At 67.5% G+C, this 22,661-nt stretch carries 24 protein-coding genes and 1 tRNA gene; 12 read left to right on the top strand and 13 right to left on the bottom strand.

All coding sequences use genetic code 11. From position 1 onward, the window contains the following. Positions 1–169 precede the first annotated feature (169 nt). Together EIK80_RS10075 and EIK80_RS10080 are read right to left on the bottom strand one after the other, a co-directional pair. Positions 170–1,246 (bottom strand): hypothetical protein, encoded by a 1,077-nt coding sequence (locus EIK80_RS10075; RefSeq protein ID WP_125156854.1) that lies wholly within the window; start codon positions 1,244–1,246, stop codon positions 170–172. A 59-nt stretch (positions 1,247–1,305) separates the two neighbouring features. Beyond that, a complete protein-coding gene (locus EIK80_RS10080; protein WP_125156855.1) occupies positions 1,306–2,910 on the bottom strand; it encodes a trypsin-like serine protease in 1,605 nt (534 codons plus the stop codon). Positions 2,911–3,112: 202 nt separating this feature from the next. Here EIK80_RS10080 and EIK80_RS10085 point away from each other — a divergent pair, with 202 nt between their 5' ends. Next, a complete protein-coding gene (locus tag EIK80_RS10085; protein ID WP_125156856.1) occupies positions 3,113–3,460 on the top strand; it encodes a hypothetical protein in 348 nt (115 codons plus the stop codon). Between the two features lie 285 nt (positions 3,461–3,745). Here EIK80_RS10085 and EIK80_RS10090 read toward each other — a convergent pair. After that, positions 3,746–3,822 (bottom strand) — tRNA-Arg (locus tag EIK80_RS10090). Positions 3,823–3,924: 102 nt separating this feature from the next. On the opposite strand from EIK80_RS10090, the gene EIK80_RS10095 reads away from it, so the two are divergent. The 4 genes from EIK80_RS10095 to EIK80_RS10110 all read left to right on the top strand — a co-directional run bounded on the left by EIK80_RS10095 (position 3,925) and on the right by EIK80_RS10110 (position 6,995). Beyond that, the gene (locus EIK80_RS10095) at positions 3,925–5,196 is read left to right on the top strand and encodes a dicarboxylate/amino acid:cation symporter (protein ID WP_199743461.1); all 1,272 of its coding nucleotides are present in this window, start codon (positions 3,925–3,927) and stop codon (positions 5,194–5,196) included. 145 nt (positions 5,197–5,341) lie between these two features. After that, entirely contained in the window at positions 5,342–5,845 is a 504-nt protein-coding gene (locus tag EIK80_RS10100) for a phage tail protein (RefSeq protein ID WP_233586540.1), read from the top strand. A 24-nt stretch (positions 5,846–5,869) separates the two neighbouring features. Continuing rightward, complete coding sequence (locus EIK80_RS10105) at positions 5,870–6,421, top strand: phage tail protein (protein ID WP_125156859.1); 552 nt, start codon at positions 5,870–5,872, stop codon at positions 6,419–6,421. Between the two features lie 28 nt (positions 6,422–6,449). After that, positions 6,450–6,995 carry a phage tail protein gene (locus tag EIK80_RS10110; RefSeq protein ID WP_125156860.1) on the top strand — a complete coding sequence of 182 codons (546 nt, stop codon included), beginning with the start codon at positions 6,450–6,452 and terminating at the stop codon, positions 6,993–6,995. 66 nt (positions 6,996–7,061) lie between these two features. On the opposite strand, the gene EIK80_RS10115 is transcribed toward EIK80_RS10110, so the two are convergent. After that, on the bottom strand, positions 7,062–7,355 hold the full coding sequence (locus tag EIK80_RS10115; protein ID WP_125156861.1) for a hypothetical protein: 294 nt from the start codon (positions 7,353–7,355) through the stop codon (positions 7,062–7,064). 44 nt (positions 7,356–7,399) lie between these two features. On the opposite strand from EIK80_RS10115, the gene EIK80_RS10120 reads away from it, so the two are divergent. The 3 genes from EIK80_RS10120 (at position 7,400) to EIK80_RS10130 (ending at position 9,755) form a co-directional block, all read left to right on the top strand. Beyond that, on the top strand, positions 7,400–7,903 hold the full coding sequence (locus EIK80_RS10120; RefSeq protein WP_125156862.1) for a GNAT family N-acetyltransferase: 504 nt from the start codon (positions 7,400–7,402) through the stop codon (positions 7,901–7,903). A gap of 401 nt (positions 7,904–8,304) precedes the next feature. Beyond that, positions 8,305–9,399 carry a sensor histidine kinase gene (locus tag EIK80_RS10125; protein WP_233586542.1) on the top strand — a complete coding sequence of 365 codons (1,095 nt, stop codon included), beginning with the start codon at positions 8,305–8,307 and terminating at the stop codon, positions 9,397–9,399. After that, positions 9,396–9,755: a response regulator gene (locus tag EIK80_RS10130; RefSeq protein ID WP_125156864.1), complete on the top strand. Its 360-nt coding sequence runs from the start codon at positions 9,396–9,398 to the stop codon at positions 9,753–9,755. The genes EIK80_RS10125 and EIK80_RS10130 overlap by 4 nt, the downstream gene beginning before the upstream one ends. Here the strand turns inward: EIK80_RS10130 and EIK80_RS10135 are convergent. Beyond that, positions 9,752–10,645, bottom strand: a complete 894-nt coding sequence (locus tag EIK80_RS10135) for a LysR family transcriptional regulator (protein WP_125156865.1) — start codon at positions 10,643–10,645, stop codon at positions 9,752–9,754. The two genes, EIK80_RS10130 and EIK80_RS10135, sit on opposite strands and share 4 nt — an antisense overlap. 119 nt (positions 10,646–10,764) lie before the next feature. Between EIK80_RS10135 and EIK80_RS10140 the strand changes: the two genes are divergently transcribed. Then, positions 10,765–11,610 (top strand): oxidoreductase, encoded by an 846-nt coding sequence (locus tag EIK80_RS10140; RefSeq protein WP_125156866.1) that lies wholly within the window; start codon positions 10,765–10,767, stop codon positions 11,608–11,610. 30 nt (positions 11,611–11,640) lie between these two features. Here the strand turns inward: EIK80_RS10140 and EIK80_RS10145 are convergent, their stop codons facing one another. From EIK80_RS10145 to EIK80_RS10180, 8 genes are all read right to left on the bottom strand, one after another. Then, positions 11,641–12,723 carry an esterase-like activity of phytase family protein gene (locus EIK80_RS10145; RefSeq protein ID WP_233586543.1) on the bottom strand — a complete coding sequence of 361 codons (1,083 nt, stop codon included), beginning with the start codon at positions 12,721–12,723 and terminating at the stop codon, positions 11,641–11,643. Further along, a complete protein-coding gene (locus EIK80_RS10150; RefSeq protein ID WP_125156867.1) occupies positions 12,720–13,901 on the bottom strand; it encodes a DUF563 domain-containing protein in 1,182 nt (393 codons plus the stop codon). Before EIK80_RS10150 ends, EIK80_RS10145 begins: the two co-directional genes overlap by 4 nt. A 9-nt stretch (positions 13,902–13,910) precedes the next feature. Continuing rightward, entirely contained in the window at positions 13,911–15,011 is a 1,101-nt protein-coding gene (locus tag EIK80_RS10155) for a DUF563 domain-containing protein (protein WP_125156868.1), read from the bottom strand. Next, a complete protein-coding gene (locus tag EIK80_RS10160; protein WP_125156869.1) occupies positions 15,008–17,461 on the bottom strand; it encodes a glycoside hydrolase family 99-like domain-containing protein in 2,454 nt (817 codons plus the stop codon). Before EIK80_RS10160 ends, EIK80_RS10155 begins: the two co-directional genes overlap by 4 nt. After that, positions 17,458–18,375: a class I SAM-dependent methyltransferase gene (locus tag EIK80_RS10165; RefSeq protein ID WP_125156870.1), complete on the bottom strand. Its 918-nt coding sequence runs from the start codon at positions 18,373–18,375 to the stop codon at positions 17,458–17,460. The genes EIK80_RS10160 and EIK80_RS10165 overlap by 4 nt, the downstream gene beginning before the upstream one ends. Then, entirely contained in the window at positions 18,372–19,124 is a 753-nt protein-coding gene (locus EIK80_RS10170) for an ABC transporter ATP-binding protein (protein WP_125156871.1), read from the bottom strand. Before EIK80_RS10170 ends, EIK80_RS10165 begins: the two co-directional genes overlap by 4 nt. 9 nt (positions 19,125–19,133) lie before the next feature. After that, entirely contained in the window at positions 19,134–19,925 is a 792-nt protein-coding gene (locus tag EIK80_RS10175; protein WP_125156872.1) for an ABC transporter permease, read from the bottom strand. Positions 19,926–20,120: 195 nt separating this feature from the next. Further along, positions 20,121–20,915: a LytTR family DNA-binding domain-containing protein gene (locus EIK80_RS10180; RefSeq protein WP_233586545.1), complete on the bottom strand. Its 795-nt coding sequence runs from the start codon at positions 20,913–20,915 to the stop codon at positions 20,121–20,123. A gap of 85 nt (positions 20,916–21,000) precedes the next feature. Here EIK80_RS10180 and EIK80_RS10185 point away from each other — a divergent pair, with 85 nt between their 5' ends. The 3 genes from EIK80_RS10185 (at position 21,001) to msrB (ending at position 22,661) form a co-directional block, all read left to right on the top strand. Continuing rightward, positions 21,001–21,633 (top strand): DUF2306 domain-containing protein, encoded by a 633-nt coding sequence (locus tag EIK80_RS10185; protein ID WP_233586546.1) that lies wholly within the window; start codon positions 21,001–21,003, stop codon positions 21,631–21,633. A gap of 148 nt (positions 21,634–21,781) precedes the next feature. After that, positions 21,782–22,057, top strand: coding sequence for a cytochrome c (locus EIK80_RS10190; protein WP_125156874.1), 276 nt, complete (start codon positions 21,782–21,784; stop codon positions 22,055–22,057). 127 nt (positions 22,058–22,184) lie between these two features. Continuing rightward, on the top strand, positions 22,185–22,661 hold the full coding sequence (gene msrB / locus EIK80_RS10195) for a peptide-methionine (R)-S-oxide reductase MsrB (protein ID WP_125156875.1): 477 nt from the start codon (positions 22,185–22,187) through the stop codon (positions 22,659–22,661).

The following is a 22,661-nucleotide window of genomic DNA, read 5'->3' on the forward strand; positions in this document are numbered from 1 at the left end:
AAAGATGCGATTCTGTGGACCCAGCTGAGTGATTCGTCGTGCTCATTCAGACGGACAAGTGCCGAACGAAGCGGCCTTGACCAGTACATCGCGTCACTCAGTACGGCAGCGTCAACTCGATCGCTTTGAAGCAACCGGCGCATCGCGGAAGTAACTTCCGCGGCGCTCGTCACTTACATTCGGCGGGCTTGGCCTTGCAGTTGATCAGCCTTTGCTGCTGCAGGATGACATCGGCTTCAGCCTTGAGCGCCGCGGCTCTCGCTGTATCGGTTTCCGGCTTGAAGGGCTCCAGACCGGCGTTCAGCGCATTGGCCGCGCCGGCGGCCCCAGGTTCCTTGGTGTAGGTCAAGGTCGTCAGGGCGCCGGAGTCGCTTTGCACCATCGCGAAAGTCTGTTTGCCGAACGTCTTGGCCTGCGGCACGCGAAGGTCATAGCGCCGGATGGGATTGGGCACGGTGACGGCCTGCGTCCAGATCACGACCGGATTGGCGCTGTCCCTGACGTCCACCACCTCCAGGAGCAGCCGTTGTTGCCGGGTCATGGTGAGCGAGGCGAATTTGTCGTCGGTCGGCTCATACAGCGCCGCGGCGGGGACCTCGGTTTGGTCCTTCAGCCGCAGCTTCAAGACGGGGAGTCGGTCCTTCAGGAAGGTCGCTGCCGGCTCGCTGCCCCCCTCCGGCATGAAGTCCTGCGAGGCCGTCAGGGCCGGGAGGCCGGTGGGAGCGAAGGGGTTCGCCTCAAGCTTTTCATCCGCGCCTGCCCCGTAGCTGGTCGAGGCGAAGTACTTCAGGGTGATCGGCTTATCCTTGGCCAGGAGGGCGATGTACTCGCACGGCGTCGGTGTCGGCGATGGCGGGCCGCCCAGCACCAGGGCGGCGCTGCTGGCCAGGGTCATGGCAGCCTTGACTATGTCCTCGCCCTTGCCGGTCGAGCTGGCGTTGACGCTCTTGAGCCGATTGTCCTCGGTGAAGACGAACGTGAACTCGCCGGTCGAGAACGTCCCGTCGACATCCTTCAGGCGGACCGAGCCGCGCGCACGATCGGTGTCGGCCTTGAATTCGGTGACTTGCGAGACATCATGGCCGATCACCAGGTCCTTCTTTTCGTTGCAGGCGATGGTCTGCAACACCTGCACACGGGTCTCGGCCTTGGGCAGGTAGTAGCTGACCTTTGCGTCCGGCATGCTGGCGCAGGCCCCAAGGCTCAGCGCGCCCGCGATCAGGACCAGACAGGACTTCACGTTCATGACCCCCTCCTTTGGTTTGTCTTGCATGGAACCGACGCTGCGGCGGGACTAAAGCAAAGCTAGAAGGCCACGGCGGCGACCTGCATTTCCTGGCCGGCCCTGGCCGTCAGTTCGGCGACCCAATCGCCCGGCGCGGCCGCCGGCAGGCTGCAGGTTAGCAGCATCGGCGCGATCATGGTGTCGCAAGCCACCGCCCCCTTGGGATCGCGCACGACCAGTCGCCCTGTCGCGCCCAGGTCGGTGCCGTTGATCGTCAGGCGAAGATCGCGCGGCGCGGCGACCGAAAAGGCGTAGGCGCTCGGCTTGGTCGCCGAGGAGACCCGCTGGTATTTCTTGCGCAGCACATAGCGCAGATCGGGATTATCAGCGGCGGCGAGCGCGTCAGCGACCGGCGCACCGGGACTGGCGTCCAGCAGGGCAAGCTTGGCCTGGATCCAGGGAACATAAGGAGCCACGTCGGTATCGACCGGGGACACCGACGGCGGGCATGGATTTTCCCAGGTCCCACCAAGACCAAAGGAGGTCACGCCCGACAGGACGACCTCCCCGCCCTGCTGCACGAACAAGGGGCCGCCGGAATCGCCGGTACAGGTGGAGGCGTTGCGGCCACCTTTGAACTGCCAGCACACCCGATTGGGCTGATGGGTCGCCGTACATCCGGTCGTCTCGATCTGCCCAAACAGCTTCAGGCCGCTTTCCCTTACGATGCCGTTGGACCCATCAGCCGCGCCGTTGCTCGCCAGCACGCTGCGCGATCCAAAGCCGACGATACGGCCCAGGGCGCCTATCTCGGTCGGTGAGGCCGCCAGGACGGCGGGGCGGATTTGCACGACGGGTTCGGACAGGATCAGGAGCGCGATGTCGTTGACAGGCTCCTGGATGGCGCCGACCAGAGCGTAGTCTTCATGGCGGACGATTTGGACGATGTCGCGGCTGCCCACCCCTTGGAAAAAGACGCTGACGGGGTCCCCGACGTCCTGGCAATGGCCCGCCGTCAGGACCACCCGGGCGGATATGAGCGTACCCGTACAGCCGACCCAGTCGACATTATCGTGCCGCATAACGACCGCGGCGACAGAGGGAAAATCGGCTGTGGCCGCCGCCCCCACGCCGTAGACGAACAGCGAGATGGGTGATGCGACTTCTCCGCCCACCTTGCCCGACGCGGGATCGACAGGCGCGGAGATCATGATCCCGACCGCCGTGCTCGGCTTGATGGCCTGGATGCGGCCAACCAACTCTTCGGCCGACCCGCGTGCCCGGATGACGGCTCGGCGAAGGTCTCTTGCCAACTCGTCTTGCCGATCGGCCTGTCCCTGCAGCATGTGCAGCGCTTGCTGGCGATCGGCTTCGCTGACGGAAGTCGAAGTTTCGGCGCTCGCGTCCGTGATCCGGCGACGCGGCAGCCAGGCGTTGGCCAGACCCTCTGACTCGGCGGTTCTCAGCTTTGGGACGATCTGGTCCAGCGGCGCGGCTTTCACCTCGGCGGCCGTCGCTCGACCCAATTCGGCCTGGGCCTGAAGCAGCTTGATCTGGGCTTCGACCTGCGCCGGCGTGATGGTGGGCGTCGTCGACCGCGGCGGTTCCTGCGCCCGGGCCAGGCCGCCGATCATCAAACTCGCCAGAAATCCTAAAGCACCGCCACGGCGGTAGATAGCCAGCATGATTGCGCCCCCGCGCTTGGCGCGAGCCGACCGGTTCGGGGACGCCACGCGGCCCTCGTCAGGACGAGCCGGATCCGGGCACCAGGCAGTTCGCCCGCTGAGTTTAGCGCAACTATTGAGAGTTTCAATCTGACATTAACGCCAAGGGCGCAGTTCGAGCGGGGGTGCCGAAATTGTTGTCGCCCGTGACCGCGAGGGTTCCGTGAGCAGATCTTCTTCCCAGGCCCCAACGTCGGCGGAAAACCCCTACCCCATCGACATTCTTATGGAGCGCATCCCGCAACTGGCGCCACCGGTGCGCTTCTCGCGCGAGATCACGATCGTCTATTGGACGGCCATCGGGGCATGGGTCTGCGGCGGCGTGTTTGTCGCGCTCGCCCGGCGCGCCGGCGCCCTGGCCGAGGGGTTGGGCTGGTCGGGCGTGATCCTGCTCTATGTCGGCGCAGCCCTGATCGGTCTTCCACCTCGACGGGTTCCGGGCGATCCCGGGCAATTTCATGCGGATTCGCGACTCCGGGCGCTTCCAGTTGATTCCGGTCGAGCACGATGACCATCAGGACTACTGCGCCCTGTTTGACCGGCTTGGGGATCGAACCGGTCGGCGAGGAACACCAGCCGCAAGGTCTTCCGAACGTCTCTCTTGAGTCGAACCCAACGCGCCGAGCGCAAAAAATTTACGTTTCAGCCCACTTGCCAGCGGCCATTCCGAACTTCTCAGAAGAGTCAGATTTCGCCGCCCGCTTCGCGGCGGAGACGACCGCACCGGCGACTGCCTCGCACTATCGTCAGTGTTAAGTTGCAATTGGGGCGGCGTTAAGTTGCAACGATACACCGCTGGCGGCCCAGGAGGGACTCGAACCCCCGACCTTCGCTTTAGGAAAGCGCTGCTCTATCCTGCTGAGCTACTGGGCCTCCGCGTGCGAGGCGCAGGGTCAATAGCGCAAGATGGCGGGCGTGCGAACCCCGGCAAATGGCTTGAGCGAAGCTCTCCGGGGGACGAACGCGTTGCGGCATCTGAAATCGATCTATGTCCAGGTCCTGATCGCCATCGCCCTGGGCATATTGGTCGGCGCGCTGTGGCCGAAGATCGGCGTGGCGGTCAAGCCTCTGGGCGACGGCTTCATCAAGCTGATCAAGCTGGTCATCGCGCCGGTGATCTTCTGCACCGTGGCGGGCGGCATCGCCCGGATGGGGGACATCAAGGCGTTTGGCCGGGTGGGCCTCAAAGCCCTGCTCTATTTCGAGGTCGTCTCGACCCTGGCCCTGGCGCTGGGTCTGCTGGTCGGGCGCACCCTGAAGCCGGGCGCCGGCTTCAACATCGATCCCAAGACGCTCGATCCGTCGATCGCCGCCGGCTACCTGGAAAAGGCCAAGCATGGCGAGGGTCTGGTCGCCTACCTGCTGCACCTGATCCCCGACACCTTCTTCGGGGCTTTCTCCGAGGGCAATCTGCTGCAGGTGCTGCTGATCGCCATCCTGACGGGTTTCGCCTGCACGCGGCTGGGCGACTTCGGCGACAAGGTGGCCAACGTGCTGGAGGACGCCGCCAAGCTATTCTTCGGCGTCATCCAGGTGGTGGTGCGCCTGGCGCCGCTGGGCGCGTTCGGGGCCATGGGCTTCACGATCGGCAAGTACGGTATCGGCGCCCTGGTCCAGCTGGGGGCGCTGGTGGCGACCTTCTACATCACCTCGCTGCTGTTCGTGCTGGTGGTGCTGGGCCTGATCGCCTGGGCCTGCGGCTTCTCCATCCTGCGGTTCCTGGCCTATATCCGCGAGGAGCTGCTGATCGTGTTGGGCACCAGTTCGTCGGAGTCGGTGCTGCCGCAGATGATGATGAAGCTGGAGAACGCCGGCGCCCGCCGCTCGGTGGTCGGCCTGGTGATCCCGACGGGCTACAGCTTCAATCTGGACGGCACCAACATCTACATGACCCTGGCCACCCTGTTCCTGGCCCAGGCGACCAACACCCCCATCAGTCTGGGGCAGGAGCTGGCCCTGCTGGGCGTGGCCATGCTCACCTCGAAAGGCGCCAGCGGCGTCACGGGCGCGGGCTTCATCACCCTGGCCGCGACCCTGGCGGTCGTGCCCGACATCCCGATCGCGGCCCTGGCCGTGCTGGTGGGCGTCGACCGCTTCATGAGCGAGTGCCGGGCCCTGACCAACCTTGTCGGCAACGGCGTGGCGACCCTGGTCGTCGCGCGATGGGAAGGCGCTCTGGATCGAGACCGCCTCAAGCGGGCCCTGCATGGCGGACTCGCCGCTCCGGAAGTCGCCGCCCCCTCATAGCCGCCGCGGCAAGCGAAAATGCGTCCATAGGGCGATCTCTTTTCCCTGTACTATCTGCGCGCAACCCCTATCCTGGCGAAAAATCAGCGTTCGCTGGAATTTGGGGAGGTCCGTCTTGAGTCAGCCTTATATTGGCGAAATCCGCATGTTCGGAGGCAACTTTCCTCCGGTCGGCTGGGCGTTCTGCGATGGGCAGCTGATGTCGATCGCCGAGAACGACACGCTCTACAACCTGATCGGCACGACGTACGGCGGCGACGGCCAGAACACCTTCGGCATTCCCGACCTGCGCGGACGGGTCGTGACCCACTGGGGCGCGTCGCAAGGCGAAACCTACGTCATCGGCCAGCAGGGCGGCGTGGAAACCGTCACCCTGACGACCAGCCAGATCCCGCAGCACACGCACCCGGTCGCGGCCACCACGGCCACGGGCGATACGGGGGCGCCCACGGCCAGCACGATGCTCGCGACGGGCGGCCCCGGCGGGAGCACCCTCTATCCCTATGGGACCTACGGCGGAAACCAGGTGGTCACCTCGGGCGCCAGCACGCTTTCCAGCGGCGGCTCTCAACCGCACGAGAACATGCAGCCGTACCTGGCGGTGAACTTCATCATCTCGCTGTACGGCATCTATCCGTCGCAGAACTGACCGCGCCAGCTCGAGGAAATCTTCATGTCCGATCAGTTCGTCGCGGAAATCCGCATCTTCGCCTTCAATTTCGCGCCGGCAAACTGGGCGCTCTGCAACGGTCAGCTCTTGCCGATCCAGCAGAACACCGCGCTCTTCTCGTTGCTGGGCACGACCTATGGCGGCAACGGCACCAGCAACTTCGCCCTGCCGAACCTGATGGGCTTGGCGGCGCTCCATACCGGCCGCAACCAGCCGGGCCCGGGGCTCAGCGTCTATGACCTTGGCCAGACCGGCGGGTCGGAAAGCGTGACCCTGTTGCAGAGTGAGATGCCGCTGCACACGCACGGCCTGTCGGTCTCCAGCGCCAATGGCACGACGCTGACGCCGACCAACAACCAGTTGGCGCGCGCCTTTTCAGGCAACTTCCAGTCTAACAGCCAGGGCCTGATCTACAGCACCGGCGCGCCCAATGTGCAGATGCCGCCGCAATCGATCGGCGCCGCCGGCGGAAGCCAGCCCCACAACAACATGATGCCTTCGCTGGTGCTGAACTACTGCATCGCGCTGCGTGGCGTCTTCCCGGCGCGCAACTAGCCGCCTTCAAACTTCGGAGCGTATCGCCATGAGCGATTACTACATGGGCGAAATTCGCATCATGAGTTTCAACTTCGCACCCAAGAACTGGGCGCTGTGCAACGGTCAGCTGCTGTCCATCCAGCAGAACCAGGCGCTATTTTCGCTTCTGGGCACGACGTACGGGGGCAACGGCGTCAACAACTTCGCCCTTCCCGACCTGCGCGCCCGCACCCCCCTCCATACGAGCGATAGCCTGCCTTTAGGCGCGGTGCTCGGCGAGTTCACGCACACGCTGATCAGCACCGAGATGCCGCAGCATTTCCACGTCCTGAACGCCAACACCAGCGTCGCCGGGACGAGCAACGTCTCTCTGCCGACGAACAATACGATCCTCGGCAACGCCGCGGGCAAGGCCAGCTCCGGCTCGACCCCGCCCTTCCTGCCCTACAGCGCCAACACCGCGAGCCTGACGCCCATGGACCCCCGCTCGCTGGGCTCCCAAGGCGGCTCGCAACCGCATGAGAACCGCCAGCCCTTCCTGGCGCTGACCGTCTGTATCGCGCTCAACGGCATCTTCCCGTCACGCAACTGATCTCGACAGCGATGGCATCCGCGCTCCTCCCAGGCCGGCGCGCGGACGATCTGGTCTGAAGACGGCTCAGTTGAACACGGCCTGATAGTCCTGGCAGCTGGGGTCCGGGGTGTGGATTGGCGCGATATAGAGTTCGTGCGTCGTCCCGTCCGGCCCCTTCAGCATCCACATGTTTTCCGGCGCCCAGGGTGACTTGGGACCTCGGAAGACCAGAGTGAAGGGCGCGCGCTCGCCGGCCGGCGCGTCCTGGACATCAACCTCGACCAGAGTCAGCGACAGCTCGGTGTCGCCCAATTGGAAAAGCGCGCCGACGTGCGGTGAGAAGGAGTCGGCGGTGAGAGCGACGAAGGCGTCTGACATCGAATGGGTGCTCGCTACAGGTTCTACGTCTTTGAGACTCAACTATGACGTCTGAAAACCTCGAAGGTAAAGCGGCGCCGCCCGTCCGTCGCGCCGAAGCAGCGTCCGATCAGGCGCTGCTGCTGAACCTCTTCATCGCCGCCCGCGCCCAGCACTTTGCGCCGCTCAACCTGCCCGCTCCGGTGCTGGACATGCTGATGCGCCAGCAGTTCCTGGCTCAGAGCGCCAGCTACGCCGCCCAGTATCCCGGGGCGCGCCGCGAGATCATCGAGGTGGACGGCGCGCCCATCGGGCGCATGATCAGCAATCGGACGAATGGCCAAATGCGTCTCGTTGATATCGCTCTGGCGCCGGCGTGGCGAAGCAAGGGCCTGGGCTCGATCTTGATCACCGCGCTGATGGACGAGGCGCGCGCGACCGGAGCGGCGCTCGCACTGCAGGTGGCGTGCGACAACGCGCGGGCCGCGGCGCTCTATGATCGCCTGGGCTTCGAGACGATCGCGGACGACGGCGTCTATCGCGAGATGCGCTGGACAGCCGCATCCTGACAGAGATCGACGCCCGTCGCGGCGACACGTCTCGGGCGCTCGACGTTGAGCGTCGCCTCCACGGGTCGGTCGCGGTTCGCCGCGACCGTTTGACGCGCGACACGTGGAATGAAACCGATCGCCCCGGGCCCCCTTCTCCGCGCCTAGAAAGCGCCAATCCCCGCTGACGCCTTGCCCCGCCGCCTTTCTCCAAAGGCCTCGTCGCGTTCGCCCTCGGTCCCAAGGCCGTCGAATGAGAGCGCGTCCCGTCCACGGGTGCGATCGCCCGCATCGCGGACTAGCGGCTCAGCTTGTCCGGCGCCGTCTGCGTGTTAGGGTTTCAACCATAATCAACGTGCAACGCTCGAGACATGCTGGATTTAGCGCTCCGAGACGAGGTTGCGGCGCCCGATACGGGCCTGATGACGCTCATCGAAACCATCGAAGCGCTGTCGGCGACGCGTACGCTCGCCGAGGTGGCGGACGTCGTTCGCAAGGCGGCCCGACGCATCTCTGGGGCGGACGGCGTGGCCTTCGTCCTGCGTGACAACGAACAGTGCTGGTATTTCGACGAGGACGCGATCGGCCCGCTTTGGAAGGGCAAGCGCTTTCCCCTGACCGCGTGCATCTCCGGCTGGGCGATGCTGAACCGCCAGACGGTGGTGATCTCCGACATCTATCTGGACGATCGCATCCCCCACGACGCCTACCGCCCGACCTTCGTCAAAAGCCTGGTGATGACGCCGGTGCGCATGGAAGACCCCGTGGCCGCGATCGGCGCCTACTGGGCTGAATCGCATACGCCTTCACCAGAGACCGTGCAGAAGCTGCAGGTCATCGCCCGCGCCACCGCCTCGGCCCTGGAAAGCGGCCGGCTGCATGACAGCCTGGTCGACGCCCGTCACCATGGCACGTTCCTGCTGCAGGAACTGGATCACCGGGTGAAGAACACCCTGGCCATCGTTCAGTCGATCTCCCGTCAGACCCTCCGCGCCACCCCCTCGCCCGAAGCCTTCGCCGAGGTGTTCGAGGACCGCCTCCTGGCGCTGTCCCAGGCCCACGAGCTGCTGACCCGCCGCGCCTGGGGCCGCGCCGGAATGCATGAGATCCTGGACAAGGCCCTGGCCCCGTTCACGGTCGACCGGGCCGAGCGCTTCGACATCGTCGGCCCGGCCATCACGTTCAGCGCCGAGACCTCGGTCTCGGTCCACATGACCCTGCACGAGCTGGCCGTGAACGCGGCAAAGTATGGCGCTCTTTCGACGTCCGCGGGTCGGGTGGTGATCCGGTGGTCGGTCGACGAGGCCGCCGCGCCGCCGATGCTCACCCTGACCTGGCGCGAGGTCGACGGTCCGCCCGTAGCCGCCCTACCCGAACGCCGCGGCTTCGGCTCGCAGATGATCCAACGCGGCCTGGCCCGCGATCTGGGCGGCGCGGCCACCATGGACTTCGCTCCGTCAGGCTTCGTCTACACGCTTCGCGCCCCCTTGTCGGAACGGCTGAGCCTGGCCGCATGAAATCCTCCAGGGTGATGATCGTCGAGGACGAGGCCCTGGTGGCCATGATGGTCGAGGACATGCTCGGCGACATGGGCTACGAAATCGCCGGCTCGTTCGGCGCGGTGCACGACGCCCTGGCCTTTCTAGGCAGCGACCAGCCGCGACCCGACGGCGCGGTGCTGGACGTCAATATCGGCGGCGAGATGGTCTTTCCCGTCGCCGAGGCGCTGCGCGAGCAGGGCGTGCCCTTCGTGTTCGCGACCGGCTATGGCGACCTGCCCCGCAAGGGCTTCGAGAGCGTCGAGGTGCTGGCCAAGCCGATCAATATCGGCGCCTTGCGCCAGGCCGTCGGCAAGTTCCACTCCGAAAACTAGGCCCCCTCCTCCTTCAGGAAGTCGATGAAGGCCCGCAACGGCGCGGGCGCCCGGCGTCGGCTCGGATAGTAGAGATAGAAGCCGCTGTAATAGGGGCACCAGTCCTCCAGCACGCGCACCAGACGTCCCTGGGCGATCAGGTCGGCGACCTGGTCCTCGAAGGCGAAGGTCACGCCCAGTCCGTCGAGGGCGGCCTGAATGCTCAGCTCCTGATCGTTGAGGGTCAGGGGACCATCGACCTCGATGTTCAGCTCGACGCCGTCCCGTTCGAACTCCCACGCGTAGAGTCGCCCGCTGGCGAACCGGAAGCGGATGCAGGGCAGCGCCTTCAGCTGTTCGGGCGCCGTCGGCTTGGGATGAACTTCGAAGAAGGCCGGCGTGGCGACGATGGCGGTGCGCTGGCGGCCGCCGATCGGCACGGCGACCATGTCCTGAGCTATGGTCTCGCCGAAGCGCACGCCGGCGTCGCAGCCTTCCGCCACCATGTCGACCAGCGCCCCGTCGGCGACGATCTCGACCTTCACCCCTGGATGCAGGGCCATGAAACGGGCCACGGCCGGCAACAGCACCAGCTGGGCCGCGCCGCGCGAGGCGTTGAAGCGCAGCGCGCCCATCGGCCGTCCCCGAAAGTTGTTAAGGTCGTCCAGGGCGTCGTCGATGTCGCGGAAGGCCGGCGACACCCGGGCGAACAGCCGCTCCCCGGCCTCGGTCAGGGCGACGCTGCGCGTGGTGCGATTGACCAGGCGCAGGTCCAGCCGCTCCTCGACGCCGCGCAAGGCGTGGCTCAGGGCGGACGGCGTGCAGCCCAGCTCGTCGGCCGCGCGGCGAAAACTCTTGTGGCGGGCGATGGCCAGAAAGCTGACCAGATCGGCGGGAACGACGGGCCGCATTGATGATTACAACTCACTATGTCGACGACAACTGCGATGATTATCTCATCGAAGGCCGAGGTCTAGACAGTCCTCCGTCGCCGCGGCTCCACCGCCCCGGCCTAACGAAGGAAACGAACATGCGTACCTGGTTCATCACCGGCGCTTCGCGCGGCTTCGGCGCCCTGATCGCGGAAAAGGCCCTGGCCGCCGGCGACGCCGTCGTCGCCACCGCGCGCAACCCCAAGACCGTCACCGACCGCCTCGGCGAGCCCCCCAATCTGCTGGCCGTCCCCCTCGACGTCACCGACGAGACCCAAGGACACGCCGCCGCGAAGGCCGCGGTCCAGCGGTTCGGCCGCATCGACGTGCTGGTCAACAACGCCGGCTACGGCCTGCTGGGCGCGGTGGAGGAGGCCACTGGCGCCGAGATCGAAGCCCTGTACCGCACGAACGTCTTCGGCCTGCTGGCCGTGACCCGCGCCGTCTTGCCGCACATGCGCCGTCAACGTTCGGGTCGGATCCTGAACCTGTCGTCGGTGGGCGGCCTACGCTCGGCGGCCGGTTTTGGCGTCTACTGCTCGACAAAGTTCGCCGTCGAGGGCCTGACCGAGGCGCTGGCCGCCGAACTGGCGCCGCTGGGAATCTTCGCCACGGCCGTCGAGCCGGGCTATTTCCGCACCGATTTCCTGGACGCGACCTCGCTGAGCGTCAGCCCGGCCGCCATCGCCGACTATCACGCGACGGCCGGCGCGGTGCGGACCCACGCGGCCCAGATCAGCCACAATCAGCCCGGCGACCCTCAACGCTTGGCCGACGTGCTGATCGACTTTGTCGACGTCCCGAACCCGCCGGTTCGCCTGCCGCTGGGCAGCGACACGGCGGCGGCGACCGAGGCCGTGGCGGCCGCGCATCTGGCCGTGCTGAAGGACTGGCGCGCGGTGGCGGTGTCGACCGACTTCCCGAAGGAAGACGCGACGGCGTAAGTGATCGGGGCGGTCGACAGGCCGCCCCGCCTACGGCGTGAACCGCAGCACCAGGATCTGGTTGATCTGCCTGGCGTCGTAGTTGTCGTCCGAGGCCAGGACGAGGGTCCGAGCCCCGTCCGCCTGGCGCGGCCCCCACGCCATGGCCTCCAGATTGTCGATCCGGATCCCAAGCGTGTCGAAGTTCAGCAACAGCCGCTTCTCCACCGGCCGGACCGACGTCTCCAGCAGGCTATCGACCCTGGAAACGTCCAGCGCCTTGCTCACATCGGCGAGGTAGAGGCGGACATGGTAGCTGTAGCGGCCGTCGGCATGCTTGATCCCCGAGCGCTCCAGCACCAGCAGGCGATGATCGTCCAGAGTCAGGATTTCGCTGACCCCGTTGTCGCCGACACCGACCGGCGAGGCGACCTGCACCGGGTCGATGCGATAAGCGTACTGGGCGACGAGCCTGCCGGACCGGTCCAAACGGCTCAGCCGCGTCAGCCCTCCCCCGGCGACAGACGGGATCGGGCCATCCTGGACCAGAGGCCCCTCCATCGACACCCACAACGACCGTCCGCCCACGGACCAGCTGATTCCCTCTGTCGTGGCGTTCTTGCGCGCGCCGGTCTCGCCGCCGTCGTGGAAGGTCAGGGCGTCGGGGACGACGTGGCGCGCGACCGGGGTCCCATCGGCCTTCATGCGACGGATGGCCGGCGGATAGCCGTGGTCGAAGTCGCCTTCGGTCGACCAGACGAGCTCCCCGTTCAGCGGGTCGAAGCGGATCGCCTCGCCGTCCGCCGCCTCCGTCCCGGCCTTGCGGTCGGGGAAGGTCTCGCCGTCCTCGCGGCGCAACGGAACCATCGCCGTCAGCTCCGGGCCACAGGCCTTGCCCGGCCGCACGTCCAGCTTGCCGAGGAAAAAGTGCGACGGCCCGTGCTCGGACTTGTCGTCGCTGATGAAGGCCCAGAGCCCGGCGCGCGGGTCGTAGTCGACGCCCGAGATGCCGCCGTAGCCGCCGCCTTGGAATTCGATCCCCTTCGGCGTCTCGCAGGCCTTGAGCAACGACACGCGCTCGGCCGCCATGGCGGGCGCGGCGGCCAGCAAGGCGGCGAGGATCAGCGCCTTCACAGCAGGAACTCCGGCTCGCCGGGCGGCGGGCCGTCGTCCCAGCCAGCCATGGCCTTGCGGGTCTCGGCCCGCTCGACCGCGGTGCTCAACTTGCGGCGGAACTCGTCGGGGTCGATTGTGAACGGCTGGTTCTCCTGCGGCGCGATCGTGTAGAGGCGCGCCTCGCCATCGGCGGGCAGGATGTAGCCCACATCGTGGCGGCGGAAGTTGGCGATCCGCGACTGCACCTCGACCAGCCAGTTCATCGACACCACCTGGCAACCTTCGGGCGACAGGAGCGCATTATGCAGGCCCGAGCCGAACTCCCCCGCCACCAGCCGCGCCCGTGAGAAGATCCGCGCCTGCTCGGCCCAACTCTTGGTCTCGGGGCGAAGCAGAATGAGGCCGAGATCCTGAGCGATGCCCTCGATCTCGTCCTCGTTGGCCAACTCGCGGAACGACTGGCTGGTGCGTACCCCGCCCCGGCTGACGAAGATCATGTCCTCGCCGGCCCCGCGCGGCCAGGCCAGCGCCTCGCGCTCCAGGTTCCAGCGCAGGAAGTCGTGGAAGCTGTAGTTGTGATGCAGCATGTGCGGCAGAAGGGCGGCGCCGATCTCGACCGCCTCGTCGCGGTGATCGTAGGTAACGATCTCCTGCGCCGGCAGCATCATCCGGATGATCTTGAAGACATAGCCCGGCGCGGTGCGCGGCAACACCAACGGCGCGGTGATCCCGGCAGCGTTCAGGGCCCGGATCACGAACAGCTTCGGATACATCTCGGTCAGCCAGTGACCCCAGACGAAGTTGAAGTGGGTGATCACGAAGGCCCGATCCAGGCTGATCCGCGCCGGCGCGTCGAAATCCCAGGCCGGCCGCGTGATGTCGTGATCGTACCAGTGCTTGATGTAGTAGGGGTACGCGCCCTCCGCGTAGATCAGCTGGCCGTCCAGCTTCAGGTGGGCGCCGGTGCCGCCGGCCACGACGCGCTTGGCGACCAGCAGGTCGATGTCGGGCGAGACGAGATCGCCCAGCGCGTGCAGGCCATTCAGCATGTCGCCGGCGCAGGGCCACAGCATCGGACGCGGCGGGATCGGCGCGCCGCCCCGCATCAGCAGCGTGCGCGCCACCCGGTCGGGCCCGTGCAGGGCCTGGGCCAGAGGAACCTGCTCGCCGCCGGAAAGATCGATCGAAGAGACCACCCTGGAGTCCTAGATCAGCCCGTCGAGGAAGGCCAGGAAGGCGGTCACGTCAAGCCGCCAGCCATAGGCCGAGGCCGGGCGCAGGCGTGGCTCCAACGGGATTTCCGGCGGGATGATCCCCATTCCGGACACGAACCCATGCCACGCGGCGCCGACCTGAACGGCCAGGTCGCGAGCCCAGGGCTCGGCCGGCGGGGTGGGCTGGATCTCGATGATCTTGGCGCCGGGCGCGCAGAATAGGACATTGGCCAGAATCGTGCCCGAGGTCGCGACAACGACCTCCGCGCCCCGGAACAGGGCGACCAGCTCCCGCACCGAAGACGTCTCGGGCCTGACGATCGTGAAGCCCCGCGCGGCCAAGCCTTCTTCCAGCCAGGCTTCGGTCTCCTGCGGCGCCTTCAGGGAACCCTGACGGCTGACATAGATGCGGCGCGCGTCGGCGGCCGGCGCAACCTGGGCCAGAATCCGGGCGCGAATGGCGTCCAGACCAGGGCGTTGCGCGGTCGGTGTCAGGAACACGGCCTCGCTCAGCTTGACCAGTGGCGCGTCGACCTCGGTCGGCGAAGGAGCGCCGGCCAGGGCCAGGAGGTCGGTGTGCCACGGCGATAGCGGCGGGGCGATGGCCGGGAAGCGCGCCAAGGCGCCCGCGCGCTCGGCCGCCAGCAGGGTCGGCAGGGCGCTCAGCAGGAACTGGGCGTAGTTGTGGGCGGCGCCCCACCCCATGAAGACCGTGGCGGCGGACACACTCTGGGCGTCGTCCGGCGGGACGAGCCGCGTCTCGCCCTCTTCGCGCCGGGCGGTTGGAAGGCGGTCCAAAGTCGGGGTCAGTCGACGCGCCTCGCGGGCCGTTCCGGCGAAAACGCGTCCGGTTTCGTCGAGCACCACGCCAAAGGCCGGCGCGCACCAGACGGTCTCGACCCGCGCCAGGTCGAAGCCACCGCCCGCCGCACCGATCGTCCCGGGTCGTCCGTTGAGAGGATCGGCGACACGCGACAGGGCCTCGCCCTCCTCGACCGTGGTCAGCAGCAGGCCCGGCGGCGGCGGCGGTTCAGGAACCATGGCCTTCAGCTTGCGGCCGACCCGGCGGACCAGACGCTTGATCGGGCTCACAGTTCGAAGCTCGCCCGATAGCCGGCGCGGGCGACGATGGCGGCGGTCAGCCGCTCGATCGCGTGGGCCGTGGTGCCGTCGACACGCCCCAGCTCGGGCTCGAAACCTATCTCGGCGTCGGTCAGGTCGGACAGCGGCGCGAAGGCTTCCGTCCGCCCCCAGAACATCGAGCCGGCGGCGAACGGCGTCTCGGGCCGGGGCTTGAGGCCCATGCGCGCCGCAAGGCGTTCGACCGCCGCGCGATTGTTGTCCATCACGTCGGGATCGCCGATCCGCATCCGCGCTTCCGACGAGGCCAGCAGGCCTAGTCTTGGGTCCTGAGCGAAGGCGCGCAGGGCCAGGGCCGCCGCCTCGCCGCCCAGCAGGCCATCGACCAGTTCCGCGCGCCACTGGTCGCCCTTGGCCCGATGCGGCGAGCGCTTGGAGTGCAGCTTGCAGAACACCGAATAGCCCAGGGCCCGCGCCCGGCGCAGGGTCTCGACGAACGGACGGATGTCGCGCCCCCGGTTCTCGGCGATGGCTAGATGCGCGGCCGGGAAGGCGTCCCTGACGCGGGCGAGATCCGCCTCGCCCCAGGTCTCCGGCACGGTGATCATCAAGTCCAGCACGTCGGTGCTCGCGGCCAGGCGCTCGGCGAACCAGTCGATCAATTCCGGATAGAACAGGTGCAGCAGCGTCACCGCCTCGGTGCGCTTGACGAACCCGGCCTGCGCCTCCGCCACCCGCGGATGGGCGTCGGTCAGGCGCGGCGCATAGGCGGCCAGCGCTGTGCGGGTGGCGTGCAGATAGCCGTGGCCGAACCAGCGGTCGGGCTCGAGATAGGCGCCCTCGCCCCACTCGTTCCAGGCGTTGACGAAGACCATGGCCTGGCCGCGCGGATGCCTGGCCTCCGCGTGCTTCAGCGCGCCCGACAGCCAGGTCAGGTAGCTTTCCGGGTCGGCGTTATGGAAGGCGTGGCCGGCCCAGGGCTTGCGCGCCTGGTTGTCCCAGCCCGGCATGACGCCCGGCACGAAGGCGGCCGGGACGGCGGTCAGCTCGTCCAGCTTGGACTGCACCACCACCGGATAGTCATAGACCTTGCCCGTGAAGTTCGCGTGCAGGGGCGTCACCTGCCGGGTGATCTCGCCCTCGACGATGGCGTGCGGCGGGAAGTCGATGATCCCGTCGAAGCCGTGCGAGGCATGGTCCTGGAAGCCGAACGCCGTCGTGCAAAGCAGGTGCAGCTCGCCCAGTCCCATGGCCCGCGCCTGGTCGCGCCAGCGGTCGGTGGTGGCCTTGCTGTCGGGCAGGATTTCCGGGCGATACAGCACCAGCACCGGCTTGCCGCCGACCTTCAGGTAGCGCGGGTCGCGGATATAGCGGGCTATGTCCTCGAACACGGCGCGGTCGTCGTCGGGCGAATGCTCCTGGCCCATCAGGACGTCGCTCTCGTCGCCGTCCCAGCGCCGCGTCCAGTTCTCGTTGGCCCAGCAGAGGGCGAACGGCAGGTCCAGGGTCGGATCGGCCAGATAGAGCTCGATCGGCCGCTCCAGCAGGCGTTTGCCGGCGAACCAGTAGTAGTGGAAGCAGAAGGCCGAGACGCCCGCGCCCTTGGCGAGCTCGATCTGCTGGGCCAACACCTCGCGCTGGCGCAGGTCGTAAAAGCCGAGATCGGCCGGCAAGCGCGGCTGGTAGTGGCCCAGGAACTGCGGTTGGGCCTTGGAGACGTTGGTCCACTCGGTGAAGCCCTTGCCCCACCAGAGGTCATTTTCCGGGAACGGATGAAACTGCGGCAAGTAGAAGGCGATGACCTTCGGCGCGTCGGCCGGCAGGGTGATCGGCGCGGCGATCGGCGCGGCGAAGTGCGGGCTGCGCAGGTTCCTGGCGACCGCGATCGCATGGAGGTAGGTCGCCTGCGCCGGTCCGGCGTCGCCGCCGCCACGCGGCGCGCGCGAACCTTGCAACAGCGCCCGGCCGCGCCGCCAGAGCGCGCCCGCCGGGCCGCGCAAGGGACCCAGCAGCGGCTTGACCGCCTGGATCGCCGCCCCGCGCAGGCCGCGCGGATCCTGGCCCAGGTCGCCGATGCGCGTGACCTTGAAGTCGGACACGGTGAACCGGCATTCGCCCTCGGACGGGTCGAGGCGCACGCCGATCAGTTGGAAGCTGCGCGCCGGCAGCGAGGCGAACCAGCCGTCCGGGCCGGCCTTCAGCCGCGTGTAGGAGTCGTCGGAAAAGCCGTCACCCCAGTCGGCATAGAGAGCCGGACCCACCAACTGGCCTTCGGTGGCCTCCAGCTTCAGGTCGATCCGGACGGCCTTGGCGGCGCGCAGGCCCGCGCGCTGTTCTCGAGTCGGAGTCCAGACCATCTGCGGATCGCCGCCGGCCGCCGCCAGGATCGTACGCCCCTGGGCGTCCAGACCCTGGACCGTGACGTCGCGGCCGGGCTTGAGACCTGCCGGCAGGGCGCTCATGCCTTGCCCATGAGTCGCGCGAAGAAGCCCCGCCGCGCGTTCGGGTTACGCTTGCGGATCACAACCGCGGCCTGCCAGAACTGGGCCGGGTCGTCGATGTAGCGCACCACCTCGCCGCCGTGCGGGGCGGCTTCCTTGGCCACGAACTTGGTCGTCACCACCGCTTCGCCATAGACGTCCGGCCCGCGGTAGTCGCCGCCGCCCGACGCCAGATAGGCGATGCCCTCGTTGGCCAGATCGGCGCGCAGCTTGGGCAGTTGGTCCTTGTAGACGGACAGGGCCGCCATCCAGGCGTTTTCGGCGTCGGGTTCGATCGCCTCGACCATGTCCAGGAAACGCGGCGGCTCGACCGTGAACACCAGCTGCCCCCCGGGGGCCAGCACGCGCAGCAACTCACCCAGCCAGGCGCGGAACAGGTGCGGCGGCAGGTGGGTGAACACCGAATAGGCCGTGACCAGCCGGAACTGGCCGTCGGCGAACGGCAGCGGCTCGCCGTTGGCGATGGTCTCGAAGCGGCCCGGCAGGTCGGCCCCGGCACAGAAGGCCACCATGTCCGGATCGATATCGACCCCGACCATGTCCTTGGCGTCGAAGTCGCGCAGGAAGAACCGGCCGATCCGGCCCCAGCCGCAGCCGAAGTCCAGATAGCCCTGTCCGGCCGAAGTCTTGTAGGCGCGGTCGGCCATGGCCTCCTGGGCGAAGGCGTAGAACTTGCCGGCCTCGTCGAGGGCGTCCTCATAGGCCGAACCGACGAACTGACGCTGAATCTCCGCCGACGGAAAGTCGGGATAGGTCAGCCCGCATTGAACCCGCTCGACGACCGAGCGCTTCAGGCGCGCCAGCCAGACTTCGGGGGCGAGGCCGCGGAGATCCTCGTGGGCCAAAAGACGGGGGGCGAGGAGACGAGCGGTCATGCGGCGTTGGCCTCGCGGTGGACAAGCCAGTCCTCGGTCGAGCCGAGGAAGACGATCTTGCCGGCCTGCAGCTCGCACACGCGGTTGCAGACCCGACGGACCAGGTCGTCGTCGTGCGTGGCCAGCACCACGATCTTGGCGTCCTCGACCATGCGCTGCATGCGGTCGGCGGCCTTCTGCACGAAGGCGGCGTCGCCCGCGCTGAGCCACTCGTCCAGCACCAGGATGTCGGCCTCGAACTCGGTCGCCACCGTGAACATCAGACGCGCCAGCATGCCTGCCGAATAGGTTCGGACGGGCAGATGGAGAAAATCGCCCAGCCCCGAGAACTCGGCGATGGCGTCGACGCGGCTGTCGATCACCTTGCGCGGCAGCCGGCGCATAAGGCCAAGCTTGTGAATGTTGCGAAGGCCGGTGGCCTCCATGTCTATGCCGGCGTTGATGGCGATCATCGAGGTGATGTCGCCATCGATCGACAGCTCGCCGCGCGTCGGATGATAGATGCCGGCGATGACCTTCAGCAGGGTGGTCTTGCCCGAGCCGTTATGGCCCACCAGGGCGATGCGGTCGCCCTCGTTGATCTCGAGATTGATGTCGTGCAGCGCCTTGACCGCGGCGACGTCGCCGGCGGCCTTGTACATCTTGCCGCCGACCGCGAGGTTGAACACGGCGCTGCGCAGCGACTGCGAGCGCAGGCTGTAGACGAAATAGTCGAGGTCGACGTTCGTCAGCTTGATCTGGTGCGTCATCGCCGTCTCCTACAGCCAGAAGACCACGCGCTTGCGGAACAAGGCCAGCAGCGCGAAGGCGATCACGAACAGAACGCCGGTGGTTCCCAGCGTCCAATACCAGTCGATGGCGGCGGGGGCATGACCGGTCAGCGGCGCGCGAAGCAGCTCGACCTGATGGGCCAGCGGGTTCAGCTCCACCACCCAACGGTGCTTGGCGCTGACATTGGCGGTCATCCAGAACACCGGCGTCACGTAGAACAGCAGTTGGACGACGTAGCTCATCATGTAGGCCACGTCGCGGAAGCGAGTCGACGGCACGGCGATGATGAAGCCCTGCAGGCAGACGATGACCAGCATCAGGGCGACGGCCGGGATCAGCGTCCAGTGCGGCACGGCGAACCGGCCGATGATCAGCATAACCGCCCAGAACGCGATCGCCTGGAACAGGAAGTTCGTCGCCGCCTTCTGGGCGTGCAGGAAGACGTAGAATGTCAGTGGCAGGCGTTGGCTCTGCATCAGGCCGGCGTTGTAGAGGAAGATCGCCTGGGCCTCGGCGATGGTCGTCCCGACCAGCGACCAGGCCAGCAGACCGGCCACCACCTGCGGATAGCTCTTCGACATGTCCACGCCCATCAGGGCGCTGACCAGGAAGGCTAGGGCGAAGGCGACGACCAGCAGGTTGCAGGCCATCCAGAACGGCCCCAGGATCGACCGCTGGAAGCGCGAGGCCGTCTGGTCCAGGCCGAGCCGCCACCACAGGGGCGCGAGACGGACGCCGTCTCCCACATCCTTTAGCGCCGCCATCAAGGGACTCGGCATTCGCGACCTTCCAAAACGCCTCACGGCGACCAGCAAGGGGCTTGCTTACAGAGCGCGGGGCCGGCCGACAATTGCTTTGGAAGCTTGACAGACGCACTGTTGCGTAAAAACTTTAGTTCGATGACTTGAGCTGGACGACGCTGCTTTCCCCGACGGTCCGCGTCCGATGGCCGATCGCGTCGCCGTCCGCCAGGGTTAGAACCAGCCGGCGTCCTTCAGGACCGGCGCATAGGTCCGACTGACCGGCGCCTCCAGGCCGCCCGTCAGGCGAACCACGCCTGCGCCGCGCCGCCAGCGAACCGCCTCGACCGCCTCGGCCGCCACCCACCAGGAGCGGTGGACGCGCCAGCCGTGCGCGCGTTCCAGTTCGCTCAAGGCGTCGGCGAAACGCAGGGTGATCAGGTCCTCGCCGGCGTCGGTGTGGACCTTCAGATAGTGGTCGTGGGCCTCGACGGCGATCAGCCGCGCGCCGCGCCGTTTGGCCGACAGCCGGCGGCGGAAGGCCGCCTCGGCCTCGGGCAGCGGCGGGGCGACGACGGTGCGCGTCTCGACCCGACCCGGCAGGCGGCGCCAGACCAGGGCCCGCACGACCATCACCGCCAGCGAGATCGGCCACACCTGCCAGAGCAGCCGTCCATAGCCCGCCCAGCCGAACGGACCGCCCATGACCAGGTGCTCGGTCGCCAGCACATGCAACGACACCAGCGGCGTCATCAGCACCGAGACCACCGCCACGCGTCGCCACGTTTCAGGCACGCGACGGGCCAGCCTCTCGTCCAGCACGACGCCGATCAACCCGCCGCCGACCATGCAGATCAGCCAATAGACATAGCGTCCCACGATCGGCGCGCGTTCGGACGCGAACGGGCCAAGGAAGCCCATCAGCAGGCCGATCACGGCCATTGTCGCGACATCGACCGCCCACCGCCGCGCGGCGGCACCGCCCACCGGAATCGTCGCCTCCTCGTTCATGCCGTCCCATTCGCGCAAGCCTGGCGCCGTTCGCGAAACAAGGCCTAGCGAGACGTCGCTTGGGCCGCAACGAGGTTCGGCGACCACCGCCGAAGGACCGACCGTGAACACCACGCCCCTGATCAAGACACCCCGCTGGCCCGCCCGCGCCCTGTGGGGCCTGGGCGCTCTCCTGAGCCTGGGCATTGTCGCCTATGCCGCGCGCTACCTGCTGCATCCCCCCACGACGATAAAGGAAGCCCTGGGCAATGCGCTGGGCCTGCCATGGCTGGTCGTGCATGTCGCCGGCGCGGTCATCGCCCTGTTGCTAGGCTCGCTGCAGTTCCTGCCCGGACTTCGCAAAAGCGGCGCTCATCGGTGGATCGGCCGGGTCTATGTGCTGGGCTGCCTTGTCGGCGGCGTAGCGGGCCTGATCCTGGCGCCAGGATCCTTCGCCGGCCCGATCGCCACCGCCGGTTTCGGCGGCCTGGCCGTGATCTGGATCGCCGTGAACCTGCTGGGCTGGCGCGCCGCGCTGGACAGGCGCTTTGTCGACCACCGCCGCTGGATGATCCGCTCCTGGGCCCTGACGCTCGCGGCCGTCACCCTGCGGCTCTACCTGCCAACGGTTCAGATTCTCGACCTGCCCTTCCTGCCCTGGTATCGTGCGATATCCTTCCTGTGCTGGGTTCCCAACCTGCTGATCGCCGAATGGTGGCTGCGGAGCGACGCGCGGCGCATATCGGGTCACCCTTGAATCGCCGTGGATCTGGGCCACGATTTGCCTATTGTGGCCTGACCAATCTGGAGGGAGGCGCGGGTCGGACCTGACGCCCGCCCCGCGCAGGCCGACACTGGAGGGCCCCTCAGGGAACATGCTCGGAAAGCCTCTGAAAGACGCGCTCATGATCGGGGTCGCCCTCGCGTGTGGGCTGACCACCGCCGGCGCCTCGGCGCCCGCCGACGCCCCGGTCAACCTGCCCCCCGATCCCGGCAAGGCCGTCGTCACCAAGACCTGCCAGTCATGCCACGACCTGGATATGGTCACCGAAGCGCGCCACACCGCCCCGGAATGGACCAGCGTCATCCAGCGGATGCGCGCGAACGGCGCCGAGCTGAGCGACGACGAGGCCAAGCAGGCCCAGGCCTATCTGGTCAAGGTCTATGGAAAATCGGGCTGATCGACCGCGTTCCGCTCCGTCAGCCTGCGCCTCGCTGAAACCAGGCCCGGCGAAATCAGCGAGCGGCGCGTAACCTTTCGGCTCGCCGCGACGTATCTGATCGCGGACGGCGAAACGGAGATTTGCGATGACGACGCGACGAAACCTTCTGGCCGCGGGCGGCCTCTCGGCCTTTGGAGCGGCCCTGGGCCTGGCCGGCTTCGGCGCGCGGGCCGAGACGTTCGAGGTCACCCGCAGCGACGCCGAATGGAAGCGCATGCTGCCGCCGGACGCCTACGAGGTGCTGCGCCACGCCCGCACGGAGCGCGCCGGGACCAGTCCGCTCGACAAGAACTACAGGAAGGGCACGTACAGCTGCCGCGGCTGCGACCTGCCGCTGTTCTCGTCGACCACCAAGTTCGACAGCGGCACCGGCTGGCCCAGCTTCTGGCAGCCCCTGCCCAACGCCACGGCCAAGAGCGCAGGCGGCAGCATCATGTGGGGCACGGAAGTTCACTGCCGGCGCTGCGGCGGCCACCTGGGCCACGTGTTCAATGACGGCCCCAAACCCACCGGCCTGCGCTACTGCATGAACGGCGTCGCCCTGACCTTCCGCGCCGTCTAG

The sequence above is a fragment of the Caulobacter sp. 602-1 genome (assembly GCF_003931565.1).
In the GTDB taxonomy this organism is placed as follows: domain Bacteria; phylum Pseudomonadota; class Alphaproteobacteria; order Caulobacterales; family Caulobacteraceae; genus Caulobacter.

What these genes read in the sequence shown, in the direction of transcription:
- EIK80_RS10080 (WP_125156855.1), bottom strand. Translation starts at nt 2,910, where the DNA reads ATGCTGGCTATCTACCGCCGTGGCGGTGCTTTAGGATTTCTGGCGAGT.
- msrB (WP_125156875.1), top strand. Translation starts at nt 22,185, where the DNA reads ATGACGACGCGACGAAACCTTCTGGCCGCGGGCGGCCTCTCGGCCTTT.
- EIK80_RS10140 (WP_125156866.1), top strand. Translation starts at nt 10,765, where the DNA reads ATGCGTACCTGGTTCATCACCGGCGCTTCGCGCGGCTTCGGCGCCCTG.
- EIK80_RS10075 (WP_125156854.1), bottom strand. Translation starts at nt 1,246, where the DNA reads ATGAACGTGAAGTCCTGTCTGGTCCTGATCGCGGGCGCGCTGAGCCTT.
- EIK80_RS10160 (WP_125156869.1), bottom strand. Translation starts at nt 17,461, where the DNA reads ATGAGCGCCCTGCCGGCAGGTCTCAAGCCCGGCCGCGACGTCACGGTC.
- EIK80_RS10120 (WP_125156862.1), top strand. Translation starts at nt 7,400, where the DNA reads ATGACGTCTGAAAACCTCGAAGGTAAAGCGGCGCCGCCCGTCCGTCGC.
- EIK80_RS10125 (WP_233586542.1), top strand. Translation starts at nt 8,305, where the DNA reads ATGACGCTCATCGAAACCATCGAAGCGCTGTCGGCGACGCGTACGCTC.
- EIK80_RS10130 (WP_125156864.1), top strand. Translation starts at nt 9,396, where the DNA reads ATGAAATCCTCCAGGGTGATGATCGTCGAGGACGAGGCCCTGGTGGCC.
- EIK80_RS10170 (WP_125156871.1), bottom strand. Translation starts at nt 19,124, where the DNA reads ATGACGCACCAGATCAAGCTGACGAACGTCGACCTCGACTATTTCGTC.
- EIK80_RS10190 (WP_125156874.1), top strand. Translation starts at nt 21,782, where the DNA reads ATGATCGGGGTCGCCCTCGCGTGTGGGCTGACCACCGCCGGCGCCTCG.
- EIK80_RS10135 (WP_125156865.1), bottom strand. Translation starts at nt 10,645, where the DNA reads ATGCGGCCCGTCGTTCCCGCCGATCTGGTCAGCTTTCTGGCCATCGCC.
- EIK80_RS10110 (WP_125156860.1), top strand. Translation starts at nt 6,450, where the DNA reads ATGAGCGATTACTACATGGGCGAAATTCGCATCATGAGTTTCAACTTC.
- EIK80_RS10175 (WP_125156872.1), bottom strand. Translation starts at nt 19,925, where the DNA reads ATGCCGAGTCCCTTGATGGCGGCGCTAAAGGATGTGGGAGACGGCGTC.
- EIK80_RS10100 (WP_233586540.1), top strand. Translation starts at nt 5,342, where the DNA reads ATGTTCGGAGGCAACTTTCCTCCGGTCGGCTGGGCGTTCTGCGATGGG.
- EIK80_RS10115 (WP_125156861.1), bottom strand. Translation starts at nt 7,355, where the DNA reads ATGTCAGACGCCTTCGTCGCTCTCACCGCCGACTCCTTCTCACCGCAC.
- EIK80_RS10105 (WP_125156859.1), top strand. Translation starts at nt 5,870, where the DNA reads ATGTCCGATCAGTTCGTCGCGGAAATCCGCATCTTCGCCTTCAATTTC.
- EIK80_RS10165 (WP_125156870.1), bottom strand. Translation starts at nt 18,375, where the DNA reads ATGACCGCTCGTCTCCTCGCCCCCCGTCTTTTGGCCCACGAGGATCTC.